Origin of the sequence: Nocardia takedensis NBRC 100417 (assembly GCF_000308695.1) — a bacterium.
GTDB lineage: Bacteria > Actinomycetota > Actinomycetes > Mycobacteriales > Mycobacteriaceae > Nocardia > Nocardia takedensis.
In genome coordinates, this window is the sequence record NZ_BAGG01000019.1 from 169,216 (window position 1) to 184,864 (window position 15,649).

Annotated in this window: 7 protein-coding genes; 5 read left to right on the top strand and 2 right to left on the bottom strand. The window is 71.2% G+C overall.

Annotated features, from left to right (window positions below; genetic code table 11):
- Positions 1-31: 31 nt before the first annotated feature.
- Positions 32-1,597, top strand: coding sequence for a type VII secretion protein EccB (gene eccB / locus ON30_RS04655; RefSeq protein WP_306307317.1), 1,566 nt, complete (start codon positions 32-34; stop codon positions 1,595-1,597).
- Between the two features lie 16 nt (positions 1,598-1,613).
- On the opposite strand, the gene eccA is transcribed toward eccB, so the two are convergent.
- The gene (gene eccA, locus ON30_RS04660; protein ID WP_040704440.1) at positions 1,614-3,431 is read right to left on the bottom strand and encodes a type VII secretion AAA-ATPase EccA; all 1,818 of its coding nucleotides are present in this window, start codon (positions 3,429-3,431) and stop codon (positions 1,614-1,616) included.
- 134 nt (positions 3,432-3,565) lie between these two features.
- Between eccA and eccD the strand changes: the two genes are divergently transcribed.
- The 4 genes from eccD to ON30_RS04680 all read left to right on the top strand — a co-directional run bounded on the left by eccD (position 3,566) and on the right by ON30_RS04680 (position 11,363).
- The gene (gene eccD / locus ON30_RS04665; protein WP_040704442.1) at positions 3,566-5,041 is read left to right on the top strand and encodes a type VII secretion integral membrane protein EccD; all 1,476 of its coding nucleotides are present in this window, start codon (positions 3,566-3,568) and stop codon (positions 5,039-5,041) included.
- Positions 5,042-5,047: 6 nt separating this feature from the next.
- Positions 5,048-6,481 (top strand): type VII secretion-associated serine protease mycosin, encoded by a 1,434-nt coding sequence (gene mycP, locus ON30_RS04670; protein WP_083911139.1) that lies wholly within the window; start codon positions 5,048-5,050, stop codon positions 6,479-6,481.
- A gap of 2 nt (positions 6,482-6,483) precedes the next feature.
- Positions 6,484-10,569, top strand: a complete 4,086-nt coding sequence (locus tag ON30_RS04675; RefSeq protein WP_040704444.1) for a type VII secretion protein EccC — start codon at positions 6,484-6,486, stop codon at positions 10,567-10,569.
- 293 nt (positions 10,570-10,862) lie between these two features.
- Positions 10,863-11,363, top strand: a complete 501-nt coding sequence (locus ON30_RS04680; RefSeq protein ID WP_051028935.1) for a DUF4254 domain-containing protein — start codon at positions 10,863-10,865, stop codon at positions 11,361-11,363.
- A gap of 67 nt (positions 11,364-11,430) precedes the next feature.
- On the opposite strand, the gene ON30_RS40845 is transcribed toward ON30_RS04680, so the two are convergent.
- Entirely contained in the window at positions 11,431-13,920 is a 2,490-nt protein-coding gene (locus ON30_RS40845) for a MinD/ParA family ATP-binding protein (RefSeq protein WP_245553937.1), read from the bottom strand.
- Between the last annotated feature and the right edge of the window lie 1,729 nt (positions 13,921-15,649).

The window sequence follows — 15,649 nt, forward strand, 5'->3', positions numbered from 1 at the left end:
ACTCGCCGGGGTTCGCTACTCTGAGCCGAGCGTGATCGTCGGCGATCGCGTATTCGAGGTGGTTCCCGACCACCGTGAGTTCTCGAGTACGGAGGCGTGCGTGCCCGCGCAATTGACCACCCGCGCCCAGGTCAACGGTTACCGATTCCTGCTCAAGCGCTACGAGCACGCCCTGGTGCGCCGCGATGTGCGGATGCTGCACGATCCGATGCGCTCGCACGTGCGCTCCCTGGTGGTGGGCGCGGTGCTGGGCATCCTGGTGGTCGCGGGCGCGGCGATCATGGCCTTCCTGCGACCGCAGGGCGCGGTGGGCGACGCCAAGATCGTGATGGCCAAGGACTCCGGCGCGCTCTACGTCGTGGTGGGCGACACCCTGCATCCGGTGCTCAACCTGGCCTCCGCGCGGTTGATCTCCGGTTCGACGGCCTCCCCGTCCACGGTCAAGGACAGCAAGTTGACCATGCCGAGAGGTCCGCTGCTCGGCATCCCCGGCGCACCCGCCGCCCTGCCGGGTTCGGCCGACGGCGACCGGGCCGTCTGGACCTTGTGCGACAAGGTGCCCTTGTCGGCCTCGGGGACGGCAGCGGGGGCGCGCGGCGTGAGCACCACCGTCATCGCCGGTGCGTTGGACGACTCCGCGGGCAATGCCCGCCCGATCGGCGCCGACCGTGCCGCGCTGGTCACCCACGCGGGCAAGACCTACCTGGCCTACGACGGCAAACGCGCCGAACTGGACCCGAAGGATTCGGTGCTGATCCGCTCGCTCGGCCTGGCGGGCCGCACGGCCGCCCCCGTCGGGAGCGCGCTGCTCAACTCCCTGGAACCGGTGCCGCCGCTGGCCGCCCCGCGCATCGACCGACTCGGCGAACCCGGTCCCGGCAAGCTCGCGGAGATCCCGGTCGGCGGTCTGATCCGGGTGCGCGGCGTCGGGGCCGAGGAACTCTACGTCGTGCTCGCCGACGGCGTGCAGTCGGTGAGCCCGTTCGCCGCCGAGGTCATCCGCAACGCCAATTCCCAGGACATGGACGACATCAGGACGGTGCCGCCGGACCGCATCGTCGGCGTCCCGGTCGTCGCCGGACTGCCGATCCAGTCCTTCCCCGGCCCGATCCCGACGCTGCTGTCCGCCGACGAGGATCCGGTCACCTGCGTGTCCTGGTCGCGCGGCAAGGACGACGCGAGCGCCGCCGTCACGATGCTGGCGGGCCGGGAACTGCCGCTGCCCGACGGCGTGAACCCCGCGGTGCCCGCGAGCGCGGACGGGTCCGGCGACCGGATCGATGCCGTCTACGTCAAACCCAGCAGCGGCGAATTCGTGCGCTCGATCGGCATGACGCCGGGCGCGATGGCCAGCGGCCCGCTGTTCTACCTGGCCGACACCGGTATCCGCTACGGCATCCCGGACGCGGCGACCGCGCAGATCCTCGGCCTCAACGATCCGAAACCGATGCCCAAGCCGATCATCGAGGCACTGACCCCCGGCCCGACCCTGTCCAGGCAGGACGCGCTGATGAGCCACGACAGTCTGCCGCAGTGCCCCGATTCGGGCGCGCAGGCCGCGACCTGCGCGCAACAGGTGGCCGCGCCCGCCAAGTGACCGGCGCGGCCGCCGCTCAGCGCAGCGTGGCCAGCACGCCTTCCAGCGCGTTGCGCATGTCGGCGGCCTCGATGCGCATCAGCACCTCGGCGTCCACCTGCGCCAGATCGATGGATTCGTCGGTGGCCAACCGGAATTCGCGCTCCTCCTCGGCCGCCTCGATGACGTTGCGGATGAACCGGCCGTTGCCCGCGAGGTCGACGGCGCGCCGCTTCTCACCGCTCTGGTCGACCACGCTGCGCTCGTAGAGCGCGGCGCAGGCCACCTCGAGTTGACGCTGGGCGTCCGCGGAGACCTCGGAATCGCGTTTGCGCGCGATGAATTGACCGATGCGGCCCAGTTCCTCGGGGGTGTAGGAGTCGAACTTGACCCGCTTGGCGAAGCGCGAGGCCAGACCGTCGTTGGCGGCGAGGAAGCGATCGATCTCGCCGTCGTACCCGGCGATGATCACGATCAGTCGGTCGCGGTCGTTCTCCATCCGCGCCAGCAGGGTGTCCACCGCTTCGCGGCCGAACGCGTCGCCGCCGGACAGGCCGGTCTGGATCAGGGTGTAGGCCTCGTCGACGAACAGCACACCGTCCATCGCGGAATCGATCAGCGCGTTCGTCTTGATGGCCGTACTGCCCAAATGCTCGCCGACGAAATCCGCGCGCTTGGCCTCCACGAGTTTGTCGGTTTTCAATAAACCCAACCCGCAGTAAATTTTCGCCACCACGCGGGCGATCGTCGTCTTACCGGTTCCCGGCGGGCCGGTGAACGCCAGGTGTTGTCCACGTGGCGTACTGGCCATTCCCTTGTCGGCGCGAATCGTCGCCAATTGCGCGCTCGCCTGGAGTTTGGCCACCTGGGTCTTCACCCCGGCCAGGCCGATCTGCTCCTCGAGTTCGGCGCGCGCGGTCTCGAGCAGGCGCTTGGCGCGGTCGCCGCGCTCCTCGCTCTCGATCTGCTCGGCGGTGGGCGCGGAGGCCGGGTCCCAGCGGTCGGTGCGCGCGTCGATGAGTTCCTTGGAGGTCACCGTGATCCGGTACTTGCGGTCGCGCATGGCCAGGGTGTTGGCCTCGAAATCCGGCGCCTCGGAGAAGACCTTCTCGAACAGCGCCTGGGCCTCGTCCTCGCGGCCCATCTCGCGCAGGCACAGGCCGCGGCAGAACCGCGCGGTCGTCGCCGCGGTCGGGATCGGGCCCGTCTCGGCGGCCTCCATCCGCCGGATCGCCTCGCCGAACAGGCCGAGTTGCGCGCACGCGGTGCCGACCATGACGTGCGCGCCCGACGCCAGATAGTTGTCGTCCCAACCAGGCGAACCCGCCAGCACCGTCATCACATCGGGCCAGCGCTGGGTCGTGTAGTGCAGCAGGCCGCGCACGTACGCGCAGATCCGGTCGTCGATCTCCTTCTCCGCGGTCGAGACCTGACCGGCGCGGAAGGCGTCGAGTTCGTCGAGGACCCGTTCGGCCTCGTCGTATTCGCCCTCCGAGATCAACTGGCCCGCCTGGGCCAACCAGATCTCGGTGTAGGTGGCCAGCGGGTAATCGATGTACTGGCCCACCACGAACCGGCCCGACAGCGCCCGCGGGCCAAGGCCGAGGCGGCGCTGCTCGCGGTAGAGCGTGCTGGTACTGGTCTTGTACAGGTTGAAGATCACCTCGCCGGTGATCTCGCCCGCCGCGGCCCGGCCCAGCCAGGCGTCGCACATGCCGGGGTCCCACTCCGTCGCGCGCTGGAAGGCGAGCTTGGCGTAGTCCAGGTCCCGCACCGACTCCTGGCCATCGATAGCCATGCCCAATGACAAGACGCCCGCGTCGAAGGCACGCTGTGCTTGGCGGTTACCGCTCATGCAGGTGAACCCCTAAAACCTGTGAATTGTGCTATTTCTCGCTCAGCATACCGGCTGCCGTGCGCACGATTCTTCGATAAATTGTGACCGCCGCAGTACACCGAGAGCTGTGATCGTAGGGAGTTCTGCAACCCGTGACGGAATCGTCCACCGCCGGCCCCGTGGCCGTCGACCCCGAATTGTGCCGCGTCTCGGTGATCGGAGGGAACACCCAACTCGACGTCGGCCTGCCGGCGACCGTGCCGATCGTGGCGTACATCACCGATCTCGTCCGGTTGATCGATTCCCGCAACCCGGATCTGTCCGAGAACGACGACGGCGCCCCGCCGACCACCCAGCACTGGACCCTCGCCCGGGTCGGCCGCGACCCCATCCCGCCGCACCAGACACTGGTCGAGGCAGAGGTTTTCGACGGTGAGATGTTGGTGCTGCGCGCGGTCGCCAGCAAGGAGGCCCCCGCGCTGTTCGACGACGTCATCGACGCGGTCGCCCGCCTCGGCGTCGACGAACAGCACGGATGGTCGGCGCGCTCGGCCCGCTGGACCGGGCTGATCGCGGGACTGATCGCCGTCCTCGCGGCACTGGGATTGCTGCTGGTGGACAAGGGAACCGGCTTCGCCACCGGTTTCATCGCCCTCGGCGCGGGACTGCTCGCGGCGGGCGCGTCGGTGATCGTCGCGCGCCGCTACGCCGAACAGCAGTTGACCGCGATCATCGTGGGCCTCTACGCGATCGTGCTGTTGGGCGCGAGCGCGGCGCTGCTCACACCGGGCGCGCTGGGCGCGCCCCACCTGTTGTTCGCCTGCGTCGCGGCCATGGCGGCGGCGCTGGTGATCTTCGCCGCGGCGCGCGCCGGATCGATGGTCACCGCCGCCGTGGTGACGGGGACCACAGTCGTCGGCATCGCCGCCGCGGTCCGGATGATCTGGGATTTCGAGACTTCCGTCATCGCGGGCGGCGTGCTGATCGCGGGCTTGGTGATGATCACCATGTCGCCGCGGATGGCGGTCGCCGCCGCGCGCCTGCCGGTCCCGCCCGTGCCCACCGCGGGCGGGGCGATCGACCCCGCCGATCACGAACCCCGGCCCACCATCGCCGACATCGGCGCGATCGGCGCGACAGCGCTGCCCTCGGCGGCGGGTCTGGAACAGCGCGCGCACGCCGCCAACCAGTTCCAGTCCGGCATGCTGCTCTCGGCGGCGGTGCTCACCACGGGCGGCGCGATCCTCGCGGCCGACCTGCTGGGCTCGGCGCGCTGGCAGGGGCAGGTCCTCGCCGCGATCATCGCGATCGTGCTGTGCCTGCGCGGTCGCGCCTACGCCGATCTGGCCCAGGCCACCGTGCTGATCGGGGCGGGCATCGTCACCGGGATGACGTTGGTGCTGGGAATGGCGGTGGCCCAAGAGGATTGGCGTGTCATCGGCGCGAGCATCCTGCTCGGTCTCGGCGCCGCGGTCGTCGGCTTCGGCGTGGTCGGCCCGCACACGGAGGTGTCCCCGGTGGTGCGGCGCGCCATCGAACTGTTCGAGTACCTGTTGATCGTGCTGATCGTGCCGCTGGTGCTGTGGGTCATGGACATCTACTCGGCCGCCCGCAACCTGACGTTCTGAGCGGTGATGGACCTATCCGCAACCCGAACCCGCAGGCTCGTCGGCATCCTGGCCGCGGGCGCGGTCCTCGGCCTGTGGACCGCGGCCACCCCGGCGCACGCCGTGCCCGCACCGGTGGTCGACGACCGCGCGCTCGGCCCGGCCCTCGAGATCAGCGGGCTCAACGGCCCGCCGGAGAAGACCGAACAGCGCGCGCTGTGCGTCGAACCGTTCCTGTCCGGCGAGGCGCCGCGCGACGCGCCGCTGTCGCAGCGCCTGCTCGATCTGCCCGCGGCCTGGCAGTTCAGCCGCGGCGCCGGACAACTGGTGGCCGTCATCGACACCGGCGTCAGCCGCCATCCCCGCCTACAGGTCCGGCCGGGCGGCGATTTCGTCGTCGCGGGCGGCGACGGCACCGAGGACTGCGACGGCCACGGCACCTTGGTCGCGGGCCTGATCGCCGGGCGGCCGAGCCCCGAGGACGGATTCTCCGGCGTCGCGCCCGAGGCCGAGATCCTGGCCATCCGACAACTCAGTCTGCAATTCGAGGCCGCCGACCGGCGCGGGCGCGACGAACCGGGCAAGGTGTCCTCCGGCGGCTACGGCAACGTGCTCACCATGGCGGGCGCGGTCGTGCGCGCCGTCGACTCCGGGGCGACGGTGATCAACATCTCCGAGGTGTCCTGCACCCCGGCCGGCTACGACTCCGCCGACGGTGCGCTGGGGGCCGCGGTGAAGTACGCGGCCGACCGCAACGTCGTCGTGGTCGCCGCGGCGGGCAACCTGGACCAGAGCGTGTGCGCCGAACAGAACGAATCCGGCTGGAGCGGTGTGCGGACCGCGGTCAGCCCGGCCTGGTTCACCCCGCACGTCCTCGCCGTGGCCTCCACCGACCCCGACGGCGCGACCTCGCCGTTCTCCATCCACGGCCCCTGGGTGGGCATCGCCGCGCCGGGACGCGCGATCGTGTCGCTGGACAGCAAACCCGGCGGCGTCGGCCTGGTCAACGCCCAGCGCGGTGAGCAGGGCGTCTCCACCATCGACGGCACCAGTTTCTCCGCCGCCTACGTCTCCGGCCTGGCCGCGCTCGTGCGGGCGCGCTTCCCGGAACTGTCCGCGGCGCAGGTCATCGAACGCATCCAGCGCACCGCGCACAATCCGGGCACCGGCCGCGACGACAGCGTCGGCTACGGACTCATCGACCCGGTGGCCGCGCTGACCGCGCAACTGCCCGCCACCGCCCCGCACCTGCAAGCCGATGTGCCGCGGATGTTCCCGGCCCCGCCGATCGATCCCGGCCCCGACCCGCTGCCCCGGCGGGTCGCCACCATCGGCTCACTCACCCTGCTGGCCCTGCTCGGTATCGGCTATCTCGCCTCGATCCCGTTCCGCCGCCGCGCCGCCGAGACCGTCGACGACGAATTCGGCACCCAGCGCTCCTCCGCTCCGGAAGGACGGTAGCCATGCCCACCGAAGGTTTCGTGCGCAGGCCGCGCATCGCCCCGCCGCGCGCGCCCGGCGGCGAGGTGACGCTCAACGCGCCCCCGGAACTGCAGCGCAACATCCCGCCCAGCCTGCTGATGCGGCTGTTGCCGGTGGTCATGGTGGTCGCGGTGGTCGGCATGATCGCGATGATGGTCATGATGGGGCGCAACCTGCTCGCCAACCCGTTCATGATGATGTTCCCGATGATGATGCTCATGTCGATGTTCGGCATGATGATGTCGATGCGCGGCGCGGGTGGCCCCAAACGCGCCGCCGAACTCAACGAAGAACGCAAGGACTACTTCCAGTACCTCGACCAGGTCCGCAAGGAAGTCCGCAAAACCGGTGTGGCGCAGTTGAAGTCGTTGCACTGGAGTCATCCCGAGCCCGCCGACCTGAACTCGGTGGTCGGAACCAGGCGGATGTGGGAGCGCCGCCCCAACGACCCCGACTTCGGACACATCCGCGTCGGCGTCGGCAGCCATCGTCTCGCCACCAAACTCGCCCGCCCCGAGACCGGCCCGCTCGAGGATCTGGAACCGGTGTCCACGGTCGCGCTGCGCCGTTTCGTCCGCACGCATTCGGTGGTGCACGGCCTGCCCACCGCGATCTCGCTGCGCGCCTTCCCCGCCATCAACATCGAAGGCGACGCCGAGGACGCGCGGATGCTGGTGCGCGCCATGCTGCTCGAATTCGTCACCTTCCACGGACCCGACCACTCCGCGGTCGCCATCATCTGCGCCGACCCCGATTCCCCGGACTGGTCCTGGGCCAAATGGCTTCCGCACCTGCAACATCCGGTCGACCGCGACGCGCTCGGCCCGGCCAGGATGCTGTACCGGTCGCTGGCCGAACTGGAGACCTCGATGTCGGCGGAACTGCTCGAGCGCGGTCGATTCATGCGCAACGCCCAGCCCACCGCCGGACGAATCCACCTGCTGGTCATCATCGACGACGGGTACGTCAGCGGTTCGGAGCGGATCGTCAGCGACGCGGGCCTGGACTCGGTGACCGTGCTCGACCTCACCGCCCCGCAGACCGGCCTTGCCGTGCGCCGCGGCCTGCAACTCGTCGTCGCCGACGGCATGGTGGCCGCGAAATCCGCGGCGGGCACCGAGAAATTCGCGGTCAGCGACACCGTCACCCTGGCCGAAGCGGCCAGTGCCGCCAGGGCGCTCGCGCGTTTCCGGGTCGCCACCGCCGCCCAGATCGTCAGCCTCGGTGACGAATCGCGCGCCGTGCCGGGGCTGCTGGAACTGCTCAAGGTGCCCGACGCCGCCCAGATCGATCCGGCCACCGTGTGGCGGCCGCGCACCGACCGCGAACGACTACGCGTCCCCATCGGCATCACCCCCGACGGCACGCCCGTCGAGATCGACATCAAGGAGTCGGCCGAGAACGGCATGGGCCCGCACGGCCTGTGCATCGGCGCGACCGGTTCCGGAAAATCCGAATTCCTGCGCACCCTGGTGCTGTCCATGGTGACCACGCACTCCCCGGACCAACTCAACATGGTCCTGGTCGACTTCAAGGGCGGCGCGACCTTCCTCGGGTTGGAGTCCCTCGCCCACGTCGCGGCGGTGATCACCAACCTCGAAGAGGAGATCGCCCTGGTCGACCGCATGAAGGACGCGCTGTCGGGCGAGATGACCCGGCGGCAGGAACTGCTGCGCTCGGCCGGAAACTTCGCCAACGTCACCGAATACGAGCGCGCCCGCGCGGCGGGCGCGCAACTCGACCCGCTGCCCGCGCTGTTCATCATCGTCGACGAGTTCTCCGAACTGCTCTCGCAGAAACCGGATTTCGCCGACCTGTTCGTCATGATCGGTCGCCTCGGCCGCTCGCTGCGCGTGCACCTGCTGCTGGCCTCGCAGCGTCTCGAGGAGAACAAGCTGCGCGGCCTGGACTCGCACCTGTCCTACCGGATCGGGCTGCGCACCTTCTCCGCCAACGAGTCCCGCGCCGTGCTCGGCATCACCGACGCCTACCACCTGCCCAGCGTGCCCGGCTCCGGCTACCTCAAGAGCGACGCCGACGATCCGCTGCGCTTCAACGCCTGCTATGTCTCGGGCGCTTACCAGTCGCCCGCCGGCGGCGCGCGGACCCGCACCCAGGACGGTCGCCGCGTCCACGGGCAGTCACCGGTCGTGTTCACCGCCTCGCCGGTACAGATCACCGCGCCGCCCCCCGTGGAGGAGACGCCGCGGCCCCGGCCCGGCCTGCCGGATCTGCCGCCCCCGCCCGGCGCGCCCGAACCCGAGGAGACGCCCGCGGCGGGCGCGCTGCCCGAAACCGTGCCCAAGACACTGCTCAACGTCGTCGTGGAGCGACTGCGCGGCCACGGCAGACCCGCCCACGAGGTGTGGCTGGCCCCGCTGGACGAATCCCCGTCGGTGGACATGCTGCTGCCCGACCCCGACTGGCGGTCGGCGGTCAACCGGCACGGACAACTGTGGCTCCCGCTCGGCGTCATCGACAAGCCCTACGAACAGCGGCGCGACGTCCTCGTCGTCGACCTGTCGGCCGGGCAGGGGCACCTCGCGGTCGCGGGCGGACCGCAGGCGGGCAAATCGACCGCCCTGCGCACCGTCATCATGGCCGCCGCCGCCACCCACACCCCCGAACAGGTGCAGTTCTACTGCCTGGACTTCGGCGGCGGCACCCTCGCGAGCGTCGCCGAACTGCCGCACGTCGGCTCGGTCGCGGGCCGCATGGACGTCGACCGCATCCGCCGCACCGTCGCCGAACTGACCACCTTGCTGCGCCAACGCGAGGAACGCTTCCGCGAACTCGGCATCGAATCCATCCAGGAGTTCCGCAAACGCAAAGCCCAGGCGGCCCGGTTGGATCCGGCGGCACGCGCGGCCGACCCGCTCTCGGAGGACCACTTCGGCGACGTCTTCCTCGTGATCGACGGGTGGGCCACGATCCGCGCGGAATTCGACATCCTCGAACCCGCGCTCAACGGACTGGCTGCGCAGGGCCTGTCCTACGGCATCCACCTGATGATCGCGGCGAACCGGTGGGCCGAGATCCGGCCCGCCGTCAAGGACCTCATCGGCACCCGACTGGAACTGCGCCTCGGCGACCCCAGCGACTCCGACATGGACCGCCGCACCGCCGTGCTCGTACCGGTCGGTCGCCCCGGCCGCGGTCTGACCGCCGACAAACTACATATGCTCGTCGCCCTGCCGCGGCTGGACTCCAATTCCGACCCGGCCACCCTCCCCGAGGGGCTGGCCGCGGCCCGCGCCCAATTCGCCCAGCTCTACGGCGACCGGCGCGCGCCGGCCGTCCGCATGCTGCCCGCCCGCGTCCCGCGCGAGGTCGTGCTGGCCGAAGCCGAGCGGCGTGGCATCGTCACCGACGCCACCCACGTCGTCGTCGGCCTCGGCGAGAACGAACTCGCCCCGATCGTGCTGGACTTCGACGCCCAACCGCACCTCATGGCGTTCGCCGACGTCGAGAGCGGCAAGACCACGCTGCTGCGCAACGTCGTCCTCGGCATCGCCGAGAACTCCACCGCCGATCAGGCGCGCGTCATCCTCATCGATTACCGCCGCACCATGCTCGGCATCCTCGAGGGCGACCAGCTCGCCGGCTACTCCACCTCGGCGCAGACCTCCTTCGCCATGATCAAGGAAGTGGCGGGCTACCTGACCAAACGCATCCCTGGCTCCGACATCACCCCGCAGCAGTTGCGGGAGCGCAGTTGGTGGACCGGCCCGGAGATCTACATCGTCGTCGACGACTACGACATGGTCGCCACCAGTTCGGGCAATCCGCTCGAACCGCTGCTGGAATTCCTGCCCCAGGCGCGCGACATCGGCATGCACCTGGTGGTCGCCCGGCGCTCCGGCGGCGCGAGCCGCGCCCTCTACGACCGGATCCTCGGCGCGATGAAGGACCTCTCGGTGGACGCGCTGCTGATGTCGGCCCCCAAGGACGAGGGCAAACTGCTCGGCGACGTCCGTTCGGCGAGGTTGGCGCCGGGCCGCGGCACGCTCGTCTCGCGCGCCCGCGACAACGAGATGGTGCAGATCAGCTATCTGGCGCCGGAGTGAGCGAACCGGTCGCGCGCCCTGATCGGTTGCGTCCGATCATGATCGGCGCGCGGACACCGCCGCGCGTCCGCACCCCGATTCCGTACTGTGCGGAGCCCCCGTCGAACTGGTCGTTCGGTCACGAACGGCGTTGATATAGCTCAGGTAACGAAGTGTGCGCTACCTGCTTTTTCCGGGCCGGTATCGCTTGACAGGACCCTCGAGAGGTTTATTGTAAGGATCGTCCTGATCCGGTGTTGTGCGGCTATGAACGGCGAGGCAACGTGGCAGGTTCGGATTCATCTACGGTCGTCATGACCCTCCCCGGCGCATCGCGGTGCGCCGACACCACGGCGCAGCCCGCGACTTCCGGGCTACTGCCCACCTCCGATCTGCTCGTGCGAGCGTGTCGGGGGCACCGGGTGATCGGCGGTCCGCTGCTGTGGTTCGCCCGCGATCTCGCGGTGCTGCACGAGAAGCGGCTGGTCGGGCGGGGCGGATCGATCGACACCCGTCCCGCGGTCCTGCTCGAAATCGAGCGCCGCAGAGCCGAGTTGGTGATGGCCGTCGACGACTGGGTGGCGCGCAACATCCCCCAGCATCGACTCGGTGCCACCCTGCACACCGAGACCGTCGGCTCGGTCCTGGACAGACTCGCCGAATCCTCGGTGCGCGCCCACCACGCGCTGATGACCCTCGACGCGCACGACGATCTGCTGCACGGCGCATGGCACCATCTGGCCGAATTGGCCGACGCCTACGACGATCTCGTGCGCGACGTGCTCGCCGGACGGCGGCGGCTGCCCGAATGGTGAACCGCGGCGGGCTGTTCCGCCGCGGTACGGTTCGATGACCGCCACCCCCGGGTAGCGCGGCCGACCCTCAGTGGTAGCGGCGGTGATCGACGCCGAAGTCGTCGGCGACGGTCGCCGCGAGCTCCACGTACGCGCGCTTGGCCTGCTTGCTCAGCCGGTGCAGATCGATCTCCGCGCCCTCGGACAGATGCGAGTCGTACGGGATGATGTGCACCGCACGGCACCGGGACAGGAAGTAGTTCCGCAGGTCCTGGATGCCGACATTCGGTGAACCCTCGCGCGGCAGGTTGATCACCACCACCGCGTTGCGGACCAGATGGTCGTGACCGTGCAGCGACAGCCAGTCCAACGTCGCCGCCGCGCTGCGCGCGCCGTCGATCGCCGCCGAGGAGACCAGCACCAGCGAATGCGCCAGATCCAGCACGCCGGTCATCGCCGAATGCATCAGACCGGTGCCGCAGTCGGTGAGGATGATGTTGTAGTAGCGCTGCAGGATTCGCGCGACGGCGCGGTACTCCTCGTCGCTGAACGCCTCCGACGCCGCCGGATCACGTTCGCTGGCCAGCACTTCCAACCTGCTGGTGGCCTGCGAGGTGTGCCGTCGGACATCGGAGTACCGCTCGATCACCGGGTCCAGCAACAGATCGCGCACCGTCGAACGCGTCTGCAACGAGACCCGCTGCGACAGGGTGCCGAAGTCGGGGTTGGCGTCCACCGCGATCACCCGGTCACCGCGCACCGAGGCGAAGATCGAGCCGAGACCCATGGTGGTCGTGGTCTTCCCGACGCCGCCCTTCAACGACAGCACCGCGATGCGGTAGTCACCGCGCACCGGTTGCCGGATGCGTGCCACCAGTTCCTGTAGGCGTCGCTCCTCCGCCGACATCCCGGGGTTGATCGACCCGCCCGACACGTGGTGGACCGCCTTGCGCCATCCCGAACCCGGCGACTTCTTCGCCCGGCGCACCGGCACATCGTCCAGTGATGGCGGGGCGCCCGGTGGTCCGCCCTGCGGCGGGCCGACCCGAGGGCCTGCGGGCGCTCCCTGGTTCCACCCCGGCGACGGGCCGTCCGGTTGACGTGTGAACGGACTCGGCGCGACGAAACCGCCCTGCTCACCCGCCTGCTGCGCGAACACATTCGGATCGCGCCGTTCTCCCGGAGCCGGGGTGTCGCTCACCGGCGCGCGCGGCGCGGCGGACGGCTGTGCGTAGCCGTCCCAGCGCTGCGCGGACGGGTCACCCTGCGGCGGGCACGCATTCCAGCCCGCGCCCTGATCGGGACCGCTCTGCGGGGCGGGCGAATTCCACCCTGTCCCGGATTGGCCTGTGTTCCAGCCGGATTGGTCGGGTGATCCCGGAATGTGCTGCAAGCCGGTGAATCCTGGTCCGGGCGGTCGAGAGCCCGTGCCGTGCATCGGATTCGGCCCGGACTGATCCACGCCCCGAGTGGGTGCGGCGGTGCCGTGGGCCGGGGTTCCGCCCGGCCCGGCCTCGTCCTGGGCGACCGGACCGTACGGCGAGTTCTGCCTCGCGCCGGCTGCACCCTGGGTCGGGTCGGCCTGTTCGGTGCCGTAGGGCGCGCGTTGATCCGGCCCGTAGGCGGGATTCGCCTGCCCGGTGCCGTAAGACTGCTGCTCGGCCGGACCGCCGTACGGCGTCGGCTCGCTGACCCCGTACGGACGCTGGTCCTGCCCGCCGGGGCCGTAGGCGGGATTCGAGTGCTCGGCATCGAAGGACGGACGCTGACCGGAATCGGTGCGGCCGTACGGGTTCGGCTGGTCGGTTCCGTACGGTGTCCGCTGCTCCGGCGCGGCGCGATCGGTGACCGGCCCGTAGGGGGAGTTCTCTACCGGGGCGCTCGGGCCGTGGGCGGGCGGCTGCCCGTGCGGCGAGTGCTGTTGCGGCGCATCGCGATCCGTGATCGGGCCGTACGGAGAATTCGGGATCGGGCCGGATTGTCCGTCGGTGCCGTCGGACGTGGACCGTTGCGTCCGGGCGGGTGCGGGCGAATCCGACTGCGAGGCGGTGCCGTTGACCGTATCGGCGCTCGGTCCGCCGGTGGGCGGCGTCAAGCGGTGCCGACCGCCCGACGACGGAACCGGCGGGTACTGCGCGGCCGCGTTCGGATCGGCGTAGACCGGGCCGTTCGCCTCGTCCCGGTCGGCCGTGTCGCGCGCGTCCGGCGCCGAGGGGCCACCGGCGGTCGCGGGCTCCGAACCGGCCGAACCCGTGGTGCGCGCACCACCGCCCTGCTCGAGGGGCGGGAGCCGATCCGGCGGAACGGGGCCGCGCGCGGGCGTCTGCTCGGTCGAGTGGACGTCGGGCGCGTCACCGACTCGATCGGCGGGCGCCTGCGGAATCTCGGGATTTCTCGGCGTGGCGGGAGCGGGCCCCAGCCACGCGGGAACCTGGCTGCCGGTCTGTCTCGCGGTATCGGAATCCACACCGGCAGCAGGGCTTTCACCGACACTGGCGCGTTCCGCGGGCGCGGCCCCCTCGGCGGCGGAACGTGCCGCCGCGCCGTCGTCGACCCCGCTGTCACGCTCGACACTCACACGTCGGTCGGCGTCGGTGGACGTTCGGTCGGCCGAACCTCCCGCGGACCCACCCGTCGCGGGCGGGTCGGCGGCCGCCCGCCGACCGCTGTCCGCGGCGGTCCGGTCCTCGACCGGGGCCGACGGAGAGGTGCCGGTGGTCGAAGGCGCATCCCTTGTCGGGCGTTCACCCACGGAGCGACGTCCGGTCGTCGCGGACGGCGCGAGCCAAGGCGGCGGCCCATCGATGTCGCGCGGTCGCGGTTCGGTCTCGGGCACGGTGGGCGACGTCGAACCCGACGACGCGGACTCCACGGGACGACGGCGCGGTTCGGGTGCGCGGCCCTCGCTCGCCGGACGCTCGTCGCCGGGCGAATCCGGCAGCGGTGTCCGCGCCCGCTCGGGCGTGACAGGGGAGTCGGGGAGCGGCCGCCCGGCCTGCGCCGGCCCTTGGTCACCCCGGGTGGGGCTTTCGGGCAGCGGCGGACGCTGAGCGGTGGGGGAGTCCGGGAGCGGGGGAGACGCCGCGCGCCGGTGTTCTCCGCCGCCGAGGGGATCTGCCCTTGCGGTGTGGCGGGCGAATCCGGCAGAGGTGTCCGAGCGGTTCGGTCGGGGCCGTCCGAGAGCGGCCCGGGCGGTGCGTCCGGAAGGGGTGTTCTGCCCGCCCGAGCGGGGCCGTCCGCGGGTGGTGCTTCCGGCAGCGGGGGGCGGCCGGCGCGGGCGGGGGCATCCGGGAGCGGGGGGCGTTGGGAGGACGGTGGGGCGTCGGGGAGCGGCGGACGGCTGGTGGCGGACTCGGCGGGGCGACCGCGCTCGGGAGCCTCGGGCAGCGGCGGGCGTTCGGGGAGCGGGGGGCGGCGGTCCGCGGGGGCGGAGGACCCGGCGTTGTCGTCGGCGGCCGTGGGGCGCGGGGCGGCGGGCAGGTCCGGGCGTTGGCGCTGGACGCGGGTGGTCGCCTCGGTGGGGTCGATCTCGTCGGGGTGCGGCCTGGGCCCCAGCGGTTGGAAGCCGGCGGAAGGGCTGCCCGGCTGACGGGTGGGCAGGCCGGACCCGGTGTCGCCGCGCTGCGCGGGGCGGGGTGGCTGGCTCGCGGGCTGCCCGTGCGGGTCCGCCTGCTCGAGGCGCGGGCCGCCGGGTACGGATTCGCCGGGACGCGGGCCTCCCGTGCCGGGACCTTCCTGCGGGCCGCCCGTTCGCGGGCCACCAGGGGGGAAACCCTCGTGCGGACCGCCGCCGCGGAAATCTCCGCGCGGATCGCTCGCGGGGGGTCCGTCGGGACGGAGACCTTCTCGGGGTCCGCCCGATCGCGGGTCGCCGACGAACGGCTCACCAGGACGCGGCCCCTCAAGCGGACCGGATCGCGGTGGGCCGGATTGCGGCGGTATCGGCCCGGGCGGTTCCGGCTGGGACCACGAACTGCCCGCGGTGTCGCGCTCCTCGGGAGCCTGTTCCTCGGTGCGCTCGCTCTTGTCGCGACCGAACAGGCGACGCTTCTTCTCCTTGCGACCGGGGGAGTTGGGGTCCTGGCGGCTGTCGGGAGTGGCGTTGCGGCCGCGTTTGCGGCGCGGGCCGTCGTCGATGTCCTCTTCGCCGGGGAGGTTCTGGACCGGGGCCTCGTATCCACCGGTGACGTCGCTCTCCGACAGCCACGGGGGCAGCATGGGCAGGTTGTCGTTGCTGCGACTCACACTCCACCCCGCGGATCACTCGATACCGTCGCGGCCGCCGACGTGTGGGCGCGGGCCGCGTG